Annotated in this window: 14 protein-coding genes; 9 read left to right on the top strand and 5 right to left on the bottom strand. The window is 51.5% G+C overall.

The genetic code is table 11. From position 1 onward, the window contains the following. Positions 1-33: 33 nt before the first annotated feature. Positions 34-1,191: a dTDP-4-amino-4,6-dideoxygalactose transaminase gene (gene rffA, locus IB249_RS02745; protein WP_192301976.1), complete on the top strand. Its 1,158-nt coding sequence runs from the start codon at positions 34-36 to the stop codon at positions 1,189-1,191. A gap of 262 nt (positions 1,192-1,453) precedes the next feature. On the opposite strand, the gene IB249_RS02740 is transcribed toward rffA, so the two are convergent. Beyond that, entirely contained in the window at positions 1,454-2,983 is a 1,530-nt protein-coding gene (locus IB249_RS02740) for a hypothetical protein (RefSeq protein WP_192301975.1), read from the bottom strand. A 480-nt stretch (positions 2,984-3,463) separates the two neighbouring features. Between IB249_RS02740 and IB249_RS02735 the strand changes: the two genes are divergently transcribed. After that, on the top strand, positions 3,464-3,799 hold the full coding sequence (locus IB249_RS02735) for a ComEA family DNA-binding protein (RefSeq protein ID WP_192301974.1): 336 nt from the start codon (positions 3,464-3,466) through the stop codon (positions 3,797-3,799). A 53-nt stretch (positions 3,800-3,852) separates the two neighbouring features. On the opposite strand, the gene IB249_RS02730 is transcribed toward IB249_RS02735, so the two are convergent. Further along, positions 3,853-5,130: a Wzz/FepE/Etk N-terminal domain-containing protein gene (locus IB249_RS02730; protein ID WP_192301973.1), complete on the bottom strand. Its 1,278-nt coding sequence runs from the start codon at positions 5,128-5,130 to the stop codon at positions 3,853-3,855. Between the two features lie 459 nt (positions 5,131-5,589). Here IB249_RS02730 and IB249_RS02725 point away from each other — a divergent pair, with 459 nt between their 5' ends. Next, the gene (locus tag IB249_RS02725; protein ID WP_192301972.1) at positions 5,590-6,384 is read left to right on the top strand and encodes an SDR family NAD(P)-dependent oxidoreductase; all 795 of its coding nucleotides are present in this window, start codon (positions 5,590-5,592) and stop codon (positions 6,382-6,384) included. A 28-nt stretch (positions 6,385-6,412) separates the two neighbouring features. Next, a complete protein-coding gene (gene fabF / locus IB249_RS02720; RefSeq protein ID WP_192301971.1) occupies positions 6,413-7,687 on the top strand; it encodes a beta-ketoacyl-ACP synthase II in 1,275 nt (424 codons plus the stop codon). A 10-nt stretch (positions 7,688-7,697) separates the two neighbouring features. Here fabF and IB249_RS02715 read toward each other — a convergent pair whose 3' ends face one another. Together IB249_RS02715 and IB249_RS02710 are read right to left on the bottom strand one after the other, a co-directional pair. Further along, a complete protein-coding gene (locus tag IB249_RS02715; protein ID WP_192301970.1) occupies positions 7,698-8,255 on the bottom strand; it encodes a TetR/AcrR family transcriptional regulator in 558 nt (185 codons plus the stop codon). A 302-nt stretch (positions 8,256-8,557) separates the two neighbouring features. Further along, positions 8,558-8,725 (bottom strand): DUF2897 family protein, encoded by a 168-nt coding sequence (locus tag IB249_RS02710; RefSeq protein WP_192301969.1) that lies wholly within the window; start codon positions 8,723-8,725, stop codon positions 8,558-8,560. Positions 8,726-9,144: 419 nt separating this feature from the next. Between IB249_RS02710 and IB249_RS02705 the strand changes: the two genes are divergently transcribed. Genes IB249_RS02705 through IB249_RS02690 form a run of 4 tightly spaced genes read left to right on the top strand, consistent with a single transcriptional unit; the run spans position 9,145 to position 13,820 of the window. Beyond that, positions 9,145-9,513, top strand: a complete 369-nt coding sequence (locus IB249_RS02705; RefSeq protein ID WP_192301968.1) for an EamA family transporter — start codon at positions 9,145-9,147, stop codon at positions 9,511-9,513. A gap of 18 nt (positions 9,514-9,531) precedes the next feature. Continuing rightward, positions 9,532-10,800, top strand: a complete 1,269-nt coding sequence (locus IB249_RS02700) for a hypothetical protein (RefSeq protein ID WP_192301967.1) — start codon at positions 9,532-9,534, stop codon at positions 10,798-10,800. A gap of 54 nt (positions 10,801-10,854) precedes the next feature. Then, the gene (locus IB249_RS02695) at positions 10,855-11,880 is read left to right on the top strand and encodes a glycosyltransferase (RefSeq protein WP_225606802.1); all 1,026 of its coding nucleotides are present in this window, start codon (positions 10,855-10,857) and stop codon (positions 11,878-11,880) included. Continuing rightward, positions 11,880-13,820 (top strand): hypothetical protein, encoded by a 1,941-nt coding sequence (locus IB249_RS02690; protein WP_192301966.1) that lies wholly within the window; start codon positions 11,880-11,882, stop codon positions 13,818-13,820. Before IB249_RS02695 ends, IB249_RS02690 begins: the two co-directional genes overlap by 1 nt. 117 nt (positions 13,821-13,937) lie before the next feature. Here IB249_RS02690 and eat read toward each other — a convergent pair whose 3' ends face one another. Then, positions 13,938-15,302, bottom strand: a complete 1,365-nt coding sequence (gene eat, locus IB249_RS02685) for an ethanolamine permease (protein WP_192301965.1) — start codon at positions 15,300-15,302, stop codon at positions 13,938-13,940. Positions 15,303-15,688: 386 nt separating this feature from the next. On the opposite strand from eat, the gene kdpF reads away from it, so the two are divergent. Then, positions 15,689-15,778: a K(+)-transporting ATPase subunit F gene (kdpF, locus tag IB249_RS02680; protein WP_007899818.1), complete on the top strand. Its 90-nt coding sequence runs from the start codon at positions 15,689-15,691 to the stop codon at positions 15,776-15,778. Positions 15,779-15,786 lie beyond the last annotated feature (8 nt).

The raw sequence follows: 15,786 nt of genomic DNA, 5'->3' as shown, positions 1-15,786 counted from the left end.
CGGTCGCAGATAATTTTAGTTGAGATAATTTTAATGAACGAAGATAAGATCGAGTTTAATCGGCCCTATATGACCGGCAAAGAGCTGGGTTATATAGCGGAAGCAAAGTTCGGGAATATGTTAGCGGGTGATGGACCGTTCACTAAGCGTTGTCATCGCTGGCTTGAAGAGACTTCGCATGTCAAAACTGCGTTGTTGACTCATTCTTGTACGGCTGCACTGGAAATGGCGGCGTTACTGTTAGATATCAAACCGGGGGATGAAGTCATTATGCCCTCTTTTACATTTGTATCGACAGCAAACGCGTTTGTCTTAAGGGGGGCTGTTCCAGTATTTGTCGATATCCGGCCGGATACACTCAACCTTGATGAGCGACTGGTGGAGGCTGCAATAACGCCGCAAACACGGGCTATTGTTCCGGTGCATTATGCAGGCGTAGCCTGTGAAATGGATAGTTTGTTAGCAATCGCCGATCGTCACGGATTGATGGTCGTTGAGGACGCTGCCCAGGGCGTAATGGCAACTTATAAGGGGCGCGTGCTTGGCAGCATTGGTGATTTAGGCGCTTATAGCTTTCATGAAACCAAGAATGTCATATCCGGAGAGGGCGGGGCTTTATTGGTTAATGAGGGCGGTTTAAGTGCTCGAGCAGAGATCATTCGTGAGAAAGGTACTGACCGAAGCCGATTTTTCCGCGGTCAGGTAGATAAATATACCTGGCAGGAAGTAGGGTCTTCCTTCTTGCCCGGTGAGCTCACAGCGGCATTTTTGTGGGCGCAATTTGAGCAGGCGACCATGATTACCCAAGCCCGCCTGGCGGCGTGGAATTATTATCATGAGCAACTGGAGGTTCTTGAAACGGAAGGACTTGTCAGGAGGCCGATAGTGCCTGAAGAGTGTGGCCACAATGCTCACATGTATTACATATTGATCCATCCTGATGCTAACCGACAAAATATAATTGAAGCTTTGAAAGCTCGTTCGATATCGGCAGTATTCCATTATGTTCCTTTGCACTCTTCGCCTGGTGGACTCAAGTATGGGAGAGCGCACGGTAGTATGAATGTGACTGACGATGTCGCATCTCGAATCATACGTTTGCCTATGTGGGTGAACATAAGCAATGAGCAGCAGAGTAGGGTTATTGACGTTTTGTCTGCTTCGCTCAAGCACGAAGTTGCGGGTTTATAAAGAAGATTTTCTCACTGGTTTCGACCGAAGCTGCCCGCCACATAGGTGGGCATCGCTTTCGCTTGTTGTTGGGGCCATGCGAGAGCGAGCATGTCTATTTATTCAGTGTTGCAATGGGTCTGTCGTGGAAGTGCACTGGTGTAGTTCCCCGACAGTGGCTTTCGGAAATAATGTAATTAATCTTTAACGGCAACTTGCGGCTGTGATGCAACCAGCCGCATTTCATGTGATACCCAACGTATATACACAAAAAGTTGGCGTTTTATAGGCCTGACTCGTTTTTTTGCTTTTCGTGAAATTTGTATAGGTACATATCGGGATAAATTGGGTCGTTAGTTTTGAAAACTAAGTTTTCTTTGTAGAAATCGATATTGTTCATTTTCTTTTCTGTTTTATCATCGCCATACTCAATCGTAAATTTGGCGTCGCCATGCTTTCCGGCTTCTTTAAGCATTGCGTAGTAGTGCTCAGGTTGTGAGTAGACGACTACGTATTGGTTCAGGTACGGCTTGTAGTTATTGTACAGCCGAAATCCAAATCCCCAGCCGCCAATCACTCGTTCATCATTCAATGTGCTCAAGTTTTCCATCGCGCTTTTGTAAGTATACTGCGGATCGCTGTACACGTTTTTGAACGTGGGGACTGCAAATGCGACGGTCGATGCCGTTACAGCTAAAAAGAACAATCCACCAGAAATTTTTCTCGGCAAAACACTCAAGCAGATTTTTGCTGCGAGCAGGCAAAGGTATAAGCATGCAGGAAGAATAAATACCAGTTTTCTTTCCGGGTAATCATTGACAAAGGCACATTGCAATAAAAAGCACCCGCTGAAAATTAACACGGCTTTGTCAGTTCTTGTTAATAGCTGGCTGCGTGTCAAGAAGAGGGTCGTGATTAGCGCGGTTGAGAGGAGTGATAAAATCAAGAATAAAGGATGCGCTGTGAAGAAATCGGCTCGAGCAACGTCTCGTAGTTTTATGTACGCTTGTTTTAAAAAGCTGAGTTCTGTCTCAGATGAAAGTCTTCCTGAAAATAAGTTAGTCGTTGCAATCACGTCGTTCAGAGTGTTGCCCATGGCATAATAAGTTAAAATATAAATAAAAGCGCAAGCGACAGCGCCTGTGAGATAGTGAATTGCACTGGCTGTGAGCTTTTTTGTATTGCTGAGGAGCACGACGATAAAGCCAAACAACCCCAGGAAGGCGTTTGTGGGATAAACGAATAACCATGCAAGGCATGCTAAAAAGCCAATGGCTCTAAGTTGGTTTTTCTGCGTGTAATCCTGTCTTGTGAGGATAAATAAGACGGCCGCTGCAGTTGCCATTCGAAAAATAGTGGGTTCTGCAATTCTGGAAGCCAATGTAAAATTTTGCACTGACATCAACATTATTGAAAACGAAGTTGCGTAGGCCAGTCCGAAACGTTGGAGCGTCATCAGAAAAAACAGTACCAGTACTGTTAGTCCAGCTATTACAGATGGCACTCTTAATCCAAAGTAGTTATCTCCGAGTGCGTAGAGAGTTACTGTCGTACCTATTTGTTCAAGGATATTAAAGGCGGAGGATGCTGGTGTTAATAATTTTCCGTCCGGGGAGTGTATCCCCTCCACAGCATCGAAGGCCTGGGACGTGTAATAAAATTCGTCTACTGGGCTGTAATGAGATTTTTCCCATATCAGGATATCGGAATCCAAAAAAACAAGGCGCGAGACCAGGTATGTTAAGATTAGAAGAGCTAGTATGATTGATTCGATCTTGCCGTTTCTGTTTTTTAGGTGATTAAAATTTAACACGTGTTGGTCTCATGTCCATGTTGTGTTGGGTGGTACTTTTGGGCTAGCTGCCGTACTGTACTTGGCGATTTTTTTTGTTTGTACAGTATGATAAATCTACGAGATTTTGTTCGTATGTTTGCATATCTTCATGTGTTTAGTCTATAAGATATTCTTAGTATGTTACCTTTGCTTGGTTGTTTTTCCTGACTTTGCGATCATGTTGGGCGTTATGAGTATTTTCGTCCGTTACACGGACCCCAACAAACGGGGTATTCCTCTCTACATGCGCTCCGATCTGCGGTGCCGGGGCAGCAGCGTCTTGGGGCGTCCATCGACTAAGGCTGCGATAAGGTGTTTGGTTATTCTATCGCTGGTGCAGCGCTGACATTTGTTTCACATCCCGTAACGAACCCATTTTTGACACGCTCCAGACATCGCCTAAGTTTGGAAGGCAGCTTCGGAAAAGCTGCGTCCCACTCAATATCATGGAGCTTCATCATGCGTACCAGTTACTTCCATTCATTCGTTTTTACCCTTCTTAGCACTCTCTCCGTCGGCTTGAGCGCAGCGCCTTCGGGCCAAGCCGATGCCGGTAATCCACCTATGGTTATGGAGGTTTCGTCCGAGGTCAGGTCAGAGAAAGTCGATTTGAACACGGCGGATGTTTCCACCTTGCAACGCGAATTGTCGGGAGTAGGGGAAGCCAAGGCCAAGGCTATCATTGCCTATCGTGATAGCAATGGGCCGTTTGCCTCAGTGGACGAGTTGCTAGAAGTCAAGGGAATTGGCAAAGCGATATTGGATAAAAATCGCGAAAAAATTGAAGCTAATTAAGCCGAAGAGAATGATAGAGGGCCGGAGTTTCCGGCCTTTTATCTGGGCGTTAACTAGTCTCTTCTATATCGGTCAGAAAGCCCCCGACTCAACGCGAGCGCCCCACCTAGAATGAACCCGAAAAATAGGCCAAGACTTACGATCAGTCGCTTCCTTGGCCTTACAGGCGACTGAGGCTCAGATGCGGGTTTATCTACTTTTACCAATTCCAACTGATTGAAATTAATCGCCAGGTTTTTCAATCGCGCAAGGTCAGCGCGGCTCTCTCCAATACCCTTGATGAACAATTCCGGGGTTTCTCGGTTTTTCAATGCGCCGACTTCGCGGTTGCTGGCCAGAAGGTAAAGTTCTTTCTGAATCTGGTCGATACGGGGTTCAGTAAAGTCATCCGAGCGACGGGCAGCCAAAGCGGAACGTTCCGCTTGTAGAGCTAATTGTCCCATGAAATAAAGCGGAATATGCTGGTTGTTGACTTCGGTGCGAATCGTGTTGCCTGCCTGGTTGTTATCAAATTGGGCTAAGGATGAAGGAGTAGAGGGTTTTGAGATCCCGAGCTGTTTTGCAATGGTGATGGCCTCGTCGAGTTCCTTGATACGATTTTGTCTACGAGTCTGCACTTGCTTTCGCAGCGCTTCCATTTCGTCCTGCAGGTTTCTTTTTTTGATTTCGTCCTGTTCAAGAAGTTTGGCGATGTCCGCATTTGTATTGGCTTCATAAGATACTTTATAGAGGTCGATGTCTTTTTCTATCTTTTCAATTCTATTACTAATCAAGGTTTTCAGGTTTTTTTCTATCTTGTTTTTTTCGTTTTCAATAACGAAACTTGTAAAACTGTTTACAATCCCGACGCCATCAATGCCTTTTGGGTACGTAAAGGTCAACTCGATAGAGTCTGTCATGCTTGAACTTTTTGTGGGGTCAATTTGTTTAAGAGAAAACGTGCTGTTTTTTTTGAAATTTTCAAAAACCTTTTCGATGGGTGTATCTGAAGCTTCAAATGGTGCAAGGTATTGTACATGGCCCATGAAAAACTTTAGTTGAACGTCATAAGACTCCATGGCTGAGCCAACACTCTGCAATGATTCGAGTGGGCTTATTTTATAGAGGCCGGACTCATTCAATTCGTCGAGATCTGCTGTACCGACCGGTCTGATGGATGTGCTGATTTCATACACAGGGTTGGCGAGCGAGACATAAGTCAGTGCTGCAAAAAATCCAATGCTGGAAAGTAGCACTACAATCGCTCGCTGTTTCCATATATATCTTAATATTTCAGTGATTTCTATTTCTTCGAATTTACTGTCATGCCGTGTTGGTGCGGGAATGCTCATTGCTTGCTCTGTATGCAGGGAATATCTCTAAGCGTTGTAGGAATATTCGCTATATTGATTAAAACTCAAAAATTAACTTGCAATTTGATTTTTGCTTATTCGGTGTTTCTCTGCAAGCGTGAATAACTTAATTAATGTCTTTTTGTAGTTTTTACAATCGCAACGATCTTTTATTAAGAGCGGCGTGAGTCTCATCGTTAAGTGTGGGCCAGACACGCATCCGATACGCTCTGCACGCTTCCATCGACTACGCTCTTTCCGATGGGTTCGTTGGCCGAGTCGTGCATTCCTGGCGGCCACAGGGCGGAATCGGTGTCGACCGGAAGCGCATTGAGCGAGCCATTTGTCGCTGCGGAAAATTATGCTTGTAATATCTTAATAGATTATGCGTATAATTTTTAAGTCGCCTGATTTTCGTGTGCACGCGAACACGCTTTCATTCATCTACGGAGCATCGCCATGATCACCACTCAGTTCCAAGGCACAGCCCTTATCACCGGTGCGTCCTCCGGCATCGGCGCCATCTATGCCGACCGCCTGGCTGCGCGCGGTTTCGATTTGTTGCTGGTTGCTCGAGATCTGGAGCGGCTGGAGGCGGCAGCGGCAAAGCTGCGCACCGAGCACGGCATTCAGGTCGAGGTACTCAAGGCCGACCTGACCCAAAAAGACGATGTGCTGAAACTCGAGCAACGCCTGCGCAGCGATTCGAGCCTGAGCCTGCTGGTGAATAACGCCGGCGTGGCGTCGGATGGTTTGCTGGCCAATGCGGACCTGGATCAACTCGAGAAGCTCATCCAGCTCAACGTCACCACGGTCACGCGCCTGGCCTCCGCGGCGGCTGCCGGTTTTGCCAAGGCGGGGCGGGGAACGATCATCAACATTGCCTCGGTGGTGGCGCTGTTCCCCGAACGCTTCAATGCCACTTACAGCGCGAGTAAGGCTTACGTTTTGAGCCTGACCCAATCGTTGAGCGCGGAACTGGAGGGCACCGGGGTCAAGGTGCAGGCGGTGCTGCCGGGGGTGACGCGTACCGAGATCTGGGAGCGTTCCGGCATCGACGCGAGCCAGATTCCGGCGGACATGGTCATGGAGGCAGGGGAGATGGTCGATGCTGCCATGTCGGGTCTGGACCAGGGTGAGTTGGTCACCATTCCTTCGTTGCCTGATGCCGGTGACTGGAATGCCTTTGTTGCGGCACGCCATGTGATGGCGCCCAACCTTTCCAAAAGCCGGGCCGCGGCGCGCTATAAGTGATGTATTCAGAAACGGAGGATGTTGCGGTATGAATGACCGTCGAATAGTAGTTACGGGCATGGGCCTGGTGTCGCCGTTAGGCAGTGGTGTCGGAGCGGTGTGGTCGCGCCTGTTGGCTGGACAGTCCGGTATCAGGAACCTGCCGGATGACGTCGTGGCCGATCTGGCGGCGAAGGTCGGCGGTTCGGTGCCCACGGTGGCCGATGACGCCGAGGCAGGTTTCGACCCGGACCTGGCAACGCCGCCGAAGGAACAGAAGAAGATGGACCGCTTCATCATGTTTGCGATGGAAGCGGCTCGCCAGGCCATCGAACAGGCCGGCTGGCACGCGCCAACGCCTGAGGCGCAGGAACGCACGGCCACCATCATCGGTTCGGGGGTGGGTGGGTTTGGCGCGATTGCCGATGCGGTGCGCACCACGGACAGTCGCGGGCCTCGGCGATTGTCGCCGTTCACCATTCCTTCGTTCCTGGTCAATCTGGCTGCCGGTCATGTATCGATCCAGCACGGTTTCAAGGGACCGCTGGGCGCTCCGGTCACGGCTTGCGCAGCGGGAGTCCAGGCGATTGGCGATGCGGCTCGCTTGATTCGGTGTGGCGAAGCGGATATTGCGCTGTGCGGCGGCGCGGAAGCGGCGATCGATCGTGTCAGTCTGGCCGGGTTTGCCGCTGCTCGCGCCTTGTCCAGCGGTTTCAATGACACGCCGGAGCGCGCCTCTCGCCCGTTCGACCGCGACCGTGATGGTTTCGTCATGGGCGAGGGCGCGGGCCTTCTGGTGATCGAATCGCTGGAGCATGCCTTGGCCCGTGGGGCGCAACCACTGGCGGAGTTGGTCGGTTACGGCACCAGCGCCGACGCTTATCACCTGACTGCCGGCCCCGAGGACGGCAGCGGTGCGCGGCGGGCGATGTCGTTGGCATTGGCCCAGGCCGGGATCGAGGCGAAGCAGGTTCAGCACCTCAATGCTCACGCCACGTCGACGCCGGTCGGGGATCTTGGGGAGTTGGCGGCGATCAAGTCGTTGTTCGGTACAGACAACGGCATTGCGGTGACATCCACCAAGTCGGCTACCGGTCACTTGTTGGGGGCAGCCGGGGGGATCGAGGCGATTTTCACGCTGTTGGCGATTCGTGACCAGATCGTGCCGGCCACGCTCAACTTGGAAAACCCGGACCCGGCCGCACAGGGCGTGGACATTGTCCATGGTCAGGCGCGACCGCTGGCGATCGAGTATGCGCTGTCCAACGGCTTCGGTTTCGGTGGGGTGAATGCCAGTGTGTTGTTCAAGCGCTGGCAGGGTTAGTCCCGTCGTTTCAGCCCTCGTGTTGCTTGAGCCGCTCGCGAGTGACATCGAGCATCCGTCGAGCCAGCTCGGGACACTCGACACTGCGCGACAACAATAACGCTCCGACCAGCGCAGACATGATAAAGATGCTCTGGTCGGCGGTGTTCTCACCTTCAAGGGTGCTTTCTATCTGCTCAAGTCGAGCCCTGAGCACCGCATCAGAGGTCGGACTGGGCTGCCCACGCAGGCCTAGCTCCGATGACATGGTCGGCAGTGGGCACCCTTGATGGGGTGATGCCTGGTGCCATTCGGACAGATAAGTGTCGATAAACGCCTCAAGTGGGCGATCTCCAGCGAACAGTTCGGCGCAGACGACGTTCACTTCGTCTCCGGCAGCCTGCAGCGCCTTTTCCACCAGTTCGTCCTTGGACTTGAAGTGCGAATAGAAGCCACCGTGGGTGAGACCCAGGGCTTTCATCAGGGGTTGCAAGCCTGTCGCGCCAATTCCGTCACGGCGAAATCGTGCCGAGGCTTCCTTGATAATGCGTTGATGAGTCTGGGCTTTATGGTTCTGCGAGTAACGCATCTGTAATCTCCGCAACGGTGAACCATATTAACCATTGAAAATGAGATGGTGACTGTACTTCTACAGCTGAAAAGCATGCAGATGCGTCCAACGTCGTCCAACACGTTGAATGAGCCGACACGAAAGCGTCCCGATGCGCAGGACACGTCGTCGCCTGGTCGGAGTGGCGTTCCATCGGCTGGAGGGAAGGTCGCCCGCAGGCTTGAGTCAGCAGGCAAGCGCTGGGCGGGAGGGGAACGCGTTATTCCTGATAACCATCGAGAGCAGGCTCGCTCCCGCAGAGGGTGCGGGAGTGAAGCCATTCACTGATCCTGCGCATCCTTGGCATCCGCCTGCGCATTACGTTCGGCCACTCGCTTGCGTTGCTCGTCGGTCAGTTCGACCTTGTTGGCAGTGTCGCGCAGCATCATCAAACCGCCGACGATCGAGCCAATTGCAACGACCAGAATCAACCAGGCATACCAGGGCATGGGAATCTCCTTGAGAGCAGGCGGGTTGGCAGGTTTTGCCAACCCATCGTGCTTATCACTTTGAGCGATTTAATGTCGCGGTGGTTCCATTGTACAAGTCGCTTCGTCACAAGCCTGTCGACGGCAGGATCCTGAGCGTGTTCGGGATCGCTCCTATCCCACTTAATGAGTCGATGCCTGAGACCGGATAATCCCAGTGGGGATGGTTTCAATTTGAAAAAAAGACTAGCATGGCTATTTGAGATTATTCTGATGCCGTCGCGACGGTTAGGAACTTATAACTTTAATCTAAGCTGTGTAGCGTCACCGATGTCGTTGCAAACGTGTGTTTTATTGAGGGCAAAATTCGATCGTTGGTTTTTTGCTGGTTTTTGAGGGAGAACCACCGCGGTTCGACTGTATTTAAGGGATTGGAATTAATGCCTGACATCAATAAAGCCAATATCTTGATCTGCCTCGGCTGTGCTGTTGCGGTTGCCTCGGGGCAAGTGCTTATGAAAGTAGCCAGTAGCTCCTGGAATGAGTCTGGTCTGCTAACCCTTCGAACGTTGTCCTGGTTGTTTTTCGCGTTTTCGGTATACGGTTTGTCATCGTTGGTCTGGATTTATGTACTTCGCCACGTTCCGCTTTCGCAAGCTTACCCTTTTATGTCGATCACTTTTCTGCTGGTTCCGCTAGCGAGTGCGATATTTTTTTCGGAAAGATTCGATTGGATCAATGTCGCCTCGTCAGTCTTGATAATGGCGGGCATCTCCCTGGCCTCAATTGCGCGGCATGGTGTCTCTTAAGAATTAAGGGTGACTACGATGAAACGTACATTGGTGATCGAACTCAATGAGTTCAATGTCCGACTTCTGCAACAGGCGAGTGAACGCTTTGGGCTCGAGCATGTAAAGACCGTTTTGAACTGGCCGCATTGTGAAACACAAGCTGACCATGACAAGGAACACGAGGGACTCGATCCCTGGTGTCAATGGGTTTCGATACACACTGAACAACCCTCCTCGACTCACAAAGTCATTCGATTAGGGGATGTTGATAAGCTTGAACACTCCCAGGTTTGGGAGCGCTTGGGGGGGGAGGGAATAAGTACCGGTGTGTGGGGGGTAATGAACGCGAGGCGTAATGGCGCCCGGCTCAACCGATTCTTTACGACGGACCCGTGGAACTTCACCGAAAATCCTTATCCTAAGGCTGTTGCCGGCTTCTTTGCCTTGCCAGTTTATTATTCAAAAAATTACATGGATTTATCCTACTCGAAAGCGGCGAAGGCTGCCCTGACGACGCTCTTTACTACGTTTAAAACAATACCAGTCGGCACCCTGTTGAGGGACTTTGTCTTTTTAGTTAGCCAACTTCGCGGTTCACGGTTGAATACGTGTTTTTTGTTCGGCGCCTTTGAGTTGTTGTCGACTCGACTGTTCTTGAAACTAAGAAAAAAATACGATCCTGAAGTGTGTTTTATATTTTTGAATCTGATCGCTCACTTTCAGCATCACGACTGGAAAGATGTAAATCAGGTGGACGATAGCTCTCGCGCTGTCTTCTCGTTTCTGGATCGAATTCTGGGGCTGCTGCTGGCTGAGAGTGGAAGTCAGCGCATACTCGTGTTGAATGCGTTTACCCAAAAAAATGTTAGTCAGGAAGCGTTCTATTGCTACAGGCAAATCAATCCGCTTGGCTTTTTGCATCGAATCGGTCTGCAACCGACGCGAGTTGAGCAATGCATGACCAACGATGGGCATGCGTTTTTTGCGACGGCAGAGGCGTGCCAGCAGGCTGCGGCTTGTCTTCGGGAGGCTCGTGTAAATGGGGTGCCGGCTTTCGCGATTGAAATAGATGAACGGCAGCCCACTCGACTTTTTTATCAGTTTTCTTACTGGGGCGGTGCAGATTCCGGCACCACCCTGGAAATGGCGAATACATCTATACCACTATTTAGCGAGTTTGCATTGCATGCAAAACGCACAGGCGCTCATGTGACCTTGGGGAATGCATATTTTAAAAATCTGGAGCTTCCACCCACGGCTCCAAATTTTGAGATCTTCAAATATGTCTGGCCTCGGCAGGGATGATGGTATCCATGTTTGTACCCTCCTACCACCTTACTTGGATGTTTAGGTCTGCCCATGCTCAATAGTCAACAGATGTCGGAAAAAATTGCAGTTGTCGTACCCTGTTATAAAACCAGGAAGCATATTCTGGATCTCTTGGGTCGAATAGGTCCGGAAGTTTTTTCGATTTATGTGGTTGATGATTGTTGCCCTGAAGGCACCGGTCACTATGTAGAGTCCGAGTGCGATGATCCTCGTGTTAATGTCGTGTATAACAGCGTTAACCTGGGAGTGGGTGGTGCCGTCATGGCCGGTTACGGTGCGGCGATCAATGATGGTTGCGATATTTTTGTCAAGATTGATGGCGATGGTCAAATGGACCCCGCATTGATTCCAAGTTTTGTTTCTCCAATCATCACTGGTGATGCGGATTACGTTAAGGGTAATCGATTTTTCGATCCTGAATCGCTGAGCGGCATGCCTTTTATACGTTTATTTGGAAATGCGGTACTTTCATTTTTTACTAAGTTATCCACGGGCTATTGGCACTTGTTCGATCCAACGAATGGTTATACTGCCATTCACTCTGAAGTTGCCAAGCATCTCCATTTTCACAAGATTAGCCAGCGCTATTTTTTCGAAACCGACGTATTGTTTCGGTTAGGGCTGCAGGGGGCAGTGGTTTACGATCTGCCCATGACTGCTCATTATGCAGATGAAGAAAGTAACCTGAATATCAGTGCGGTCATTCCCGAATTTTTGTTAAAGCACTGCAAAAATGCGGGGAAGCGATTTTTTTATCGCTACATTTTGCGCGACTTTTCTCTGGCCACTCTTGAGTTTTTGATGGGGATTGTGCTGACGTTGTTTGGGGGGATTTACGGTGCTACACGCTGGTATGAGTCAGCTCAGGGAGGTATACCTGTTTCAGCGGGCGGGGTAATGCTGGCGGCGTTACCATTGTTGGTTGGTTTGCAGTTTTTGTTGGCGTTTTTTAACTATGACATGCTTGCCGTGCCCAAGCGGGCGGTTCATCCCGCTTTGGTGCATAGATCACAGGTGGCTTCACACATGACCAATAAACAAAAGGATTTGATTTGATGTCGTGGCTTGTTTTACTTCCTCTTCTTTCAATATTCGGTTTCGTGGCAGCTCTTGTTCGTCGTAATGTCGTCGGGTGGAGCATTGCGCCAATATCGGTTATCAGTTCGATAGTCCTTATTCTGTTTTTATCGGATTTCCTTTCGCTCCTACGCCCTGTGAGTCTTTGCCTTACGCTATTGGGCATTGGCCTGCTGGTTGCCGAGTGTGGTCGCTATGTCAAATATCATGGTTTTAATTTTCAACCTGGATTTGTTTGGGGCCTGGGATCTGTAGGTCTTGCGACGGCGCTTCTCGTTGACTATAACAGCCACGCTCAATTTGTCAGTTGGGACATGTTTTCCCATTGGGGCACGATTATAAAGTTGACTGAGTTCACCCATACTGCGCTCGATCTGAAAAATCAGGGGTATAGACTTTATTTTCAGGATTATCCACCAGGTACAGCTTATCTCGGCTATTTCTTCCTGCGTTTTACCGGTTTTCATGAAAATATAGCCCTGATGTCGCATGCGGTATTGTTGATGTTTGCTGCCATGCCGGCCATTGCCGCGTCAAATTCCCATTTTCGGCTCCACGCACTGCTTTTAGTTGCGTTGACTTTTATCGTCGTTCTGCTGATGGGGCAGGGCTGGTCGAGTATCCTGATTGACCAGATAGTCGGTGTGCTTTTTGGTGCGGTACTTTCCATTTATTGGGTTACGCGGAACGATCCCAAAGCCTGGGTGGCATTACCACCCATTTTTGGTTTTCTGGTATTGGCGAAAGACTCCGGCGCGAGCTTCACCGTTGCTGCTATAGCGTTGATCGTGGTAATGCATGGGTACAGACTGCGTACAGCGCCCAAAGAAGTGGCTAGAGTTAAAGGGGGTTGGAAAACTATTCTGATCTGTATCCTTTTACCCATTGTGATCAGTCAATTCTGGTCGGGACATGTTAAGCATCAGGCGCTGGACCGCTCGCTTGCAGGCATCTCCATTACAAACATGCTCAAACAGGCATCCCACTGCTGTTCCACAGAGCGGGAACAGGCAATTCTTTCAGGTTTTGCAGAACGCATGCTTGGCTTGGAGCATGGCTCCGTACAGGGTAGTGCTGCCAGTTCCAATACATTCGATAAGGTTCTGAAGACGCGCTGGGATGCTCCAGGAAAACTGGTTATTGCCCTTTTGCTGATTGGTCTGGTTATTGGCGTCATGCAGTCCGATAAAGTCGATCGAAAAAGCTTTGGGTTATTAGTGGCTGGTGTAGCTGTAGGCGGTGTCGCTTATTGCAGCCTGATGCTGCTTTATTACCTGTATGGCTTTAGTGATTATGAAGGTCGGGTGTTGACATCATTGGAGCGCTACTTTGGCTCCTATGCCTTGGGCATGGCGTTCCTGTTGCTGGCGGGTGCCGCAACGCTTCCATTCAACACCAGAAGTCAGAAGGTATCGGGTGCGGTAATGTTCGCGGTGTTGATCATCCCCAGCTTGCTCCTGGGGCGTAGCAGCATTCAGCCTTATCTCTGGGCGGGCGGCCCCCAATACTTCCCGACCCGGGATGAACTGGTCACTCCTTTGATCCATCCCTTTGTAGATAAAACCTACCCTCGCGTAAGCGTTCTCGTCGTCTGGCAGGCAGACCGTCCTTCGTATGTTGGATTGGAGTACTGGATATTGCGCTATGAGTTGACCCCGCGAACGACTCAGGCCGGTGGATGTTTTTCATTTGGACCTCCACTTTATGCAGGGGACACGACAACCTGTAATTGGTCTGAAGAAGAGCTCGTCCGTGCGTTGGGAAATTATCATTATGTATTTGTGGGTAACGGGCTCCAATCCTTGCAACGCGCCTACCCGTCCGTGTTCGAGGGAAGTGCGCTGTCTGGGAACTCAGCCGTCCTCAGCGTCAAGCAATTTCCTGACGGGACTGCCAAGTTGACGCAATGGCAGCAGTAGTGGGTGCTATCCACTGAAGGTTTACCCTGGGAAAGTATTTCGCAGTCGGCGTGGAACAATGGCGGATGAACCTGAAACCGGAGTTTCCGTGTTCATCCGCATCGTCCTGTTGCGGGCCTACAACCCGGTCAACATCGCATCCGCCGGCGCATCCGCCCGCAATTGCCCGGTCAGCATGAAGTACAGGAAACCCACGGCCATGAAACCCAGGAAAATCAGGCCGATCAGCGCATTGAACCAGGCCATCGCCACCAGGCACACCACCGCCAGCAACAGGGCAATGAACGGCAGCAGGGGGTAGCAGGGCGCGCGGAAGGTGCGCTCCAGGTTGGGTTCGGTTTTGCGCAGCTTGAACAGGCTGAGCATGCTCATGATGTACATCACGATGGCGCCGAACACGGCCATGGTGATCATCGCTGCGGTCAGCGTCATGCCGCCCAGGTTGATCAGGCCGTCGCTGTAGATGGCGGCGATACCCACCACGCCACCGGCGATGATTGCCCGATGCGGCGTCTGGAACCGCGACAGCTTGGCCAGGGACGCGGGCAGGTAACCGGCGCGGGCGAGGGCGAAGAACTGGCGCGAGTAGCCGAGGATGATCCCGTGGAAACTGGCCACCAGGCCGAACAGGCCAATCCACACCAGCATGTGCAGCCAGCCGGAGTTATCGCCGACCACGGTTTTCATCGCTTGCGGCAGCGGGTCGTTGATGTTCGACAGGGTGCGCCAGTCGCCAACGCCGCCGGCAAAGAACATCACTCCCATGGCGAGCAGCACCAAGGTCAGGATACCGCTGATGTAAGCCTTGGGAATCGTGCGTTTGGGGTCCTTGGCTTCTTCGGCGGCCATGGCGGCGCCTTCGATGGCGAGGAAGAACCAGATCGCGAACGGAATCGCCGCAAACATCCCGGCAATCGCCGGCGCGCCGAACACATCGGAGCCCGCCCAGCCATTGAGGGCGAAGTTGCTGAAACTGAAGGCCGGAGCGACCACGCCCATGAACACCAGCAGTTCGGCTACGGCGAGGACGCAGACCACCAGTTCGAAGGTGGCGGCGAGTTTGACCCCGAGAATGTTCAGGCCCATGAACACGATGTAGGCGCCGACCGCTGCGTGTTTCGGGTCGAGCGCCGGAAACTGCACGTTCAGGTAGGCGCCGATGGCCAGGGCGATGGCCGGCGGGGCGAAGACGAATTCGATCAGCGTCGCCAGCCCGGCGATCAACCCGCCCTTCTCGCCGAAGGCCCGGCGGCTGTAGGCAAACGGGCCGCCGGCGTGGGGAATGGCGGTGGTCAGTTCGGTGAAACTGAAGATGAAGCAGGTGTACATCGTGGCGACCATCAGGGACGTCACCAGAAACCCGAGTGTGCCCGCCACGCCCCAGCCGTAACTCCAGCCGAAATACTCGCCGGAAATTACCAGCCCGACCGCGATGCCCCACAGGTGCAGCGTGCCCAGCGTGGGTTTGAGTTGTGTGTTCATGCGTTTCTCCCTGGACGGTTGGAAAGCTCGGGAGAGGGCGTGTGCAGTGGGCGTGCCATTGTTCAGAAGCATGTCGTAAAGTCTTGAAACAATGTCGTATCGGGGATGTTCGCTGCTCGATGTCAGCGTTTTGTGCATCAGTTGAGGGCGTTGTTGCCCGTCATGCCGCCTTCGCGAGCAGGCTCGCTCCCACAGAGGTACGCATTTCACAGTGGGAGCGAGCCTGCTGGCGAAGAGGACCGCCAACCCCCCCCTGTAACAAAGGCATAAACCCACTCTTTACACTTTCTTTATGCCCCGCCATCCCCCTCGATCTCGTTCCTTTACAGCCTTCCTTCCGACAATGACTCCACACGCGGCAATACGCCGTTACACGGAGAACTTCCATGAGCGTTCTGGACGGAGTGTCACTGCTGCTGGCAGTGGGGCTGTTCATTTATCTGTTGGTTGCGCTGTTGCGCGCGGACCGGAACTAGGAGCGGCT

Source organism: Pseudomonas sp. PDM04, assembly GCF_014851765.1.
GTDB lineage: Bacteria > Pseudomonadota > Gammaproteobacteria > Pseudomonadales > Pseudomonadaceae > Aquipseudomonas.
Note: the sequence above shows the minus strand (reverse complement) of the source record. Positions and strands in the feature narration are given on the sequence as shown.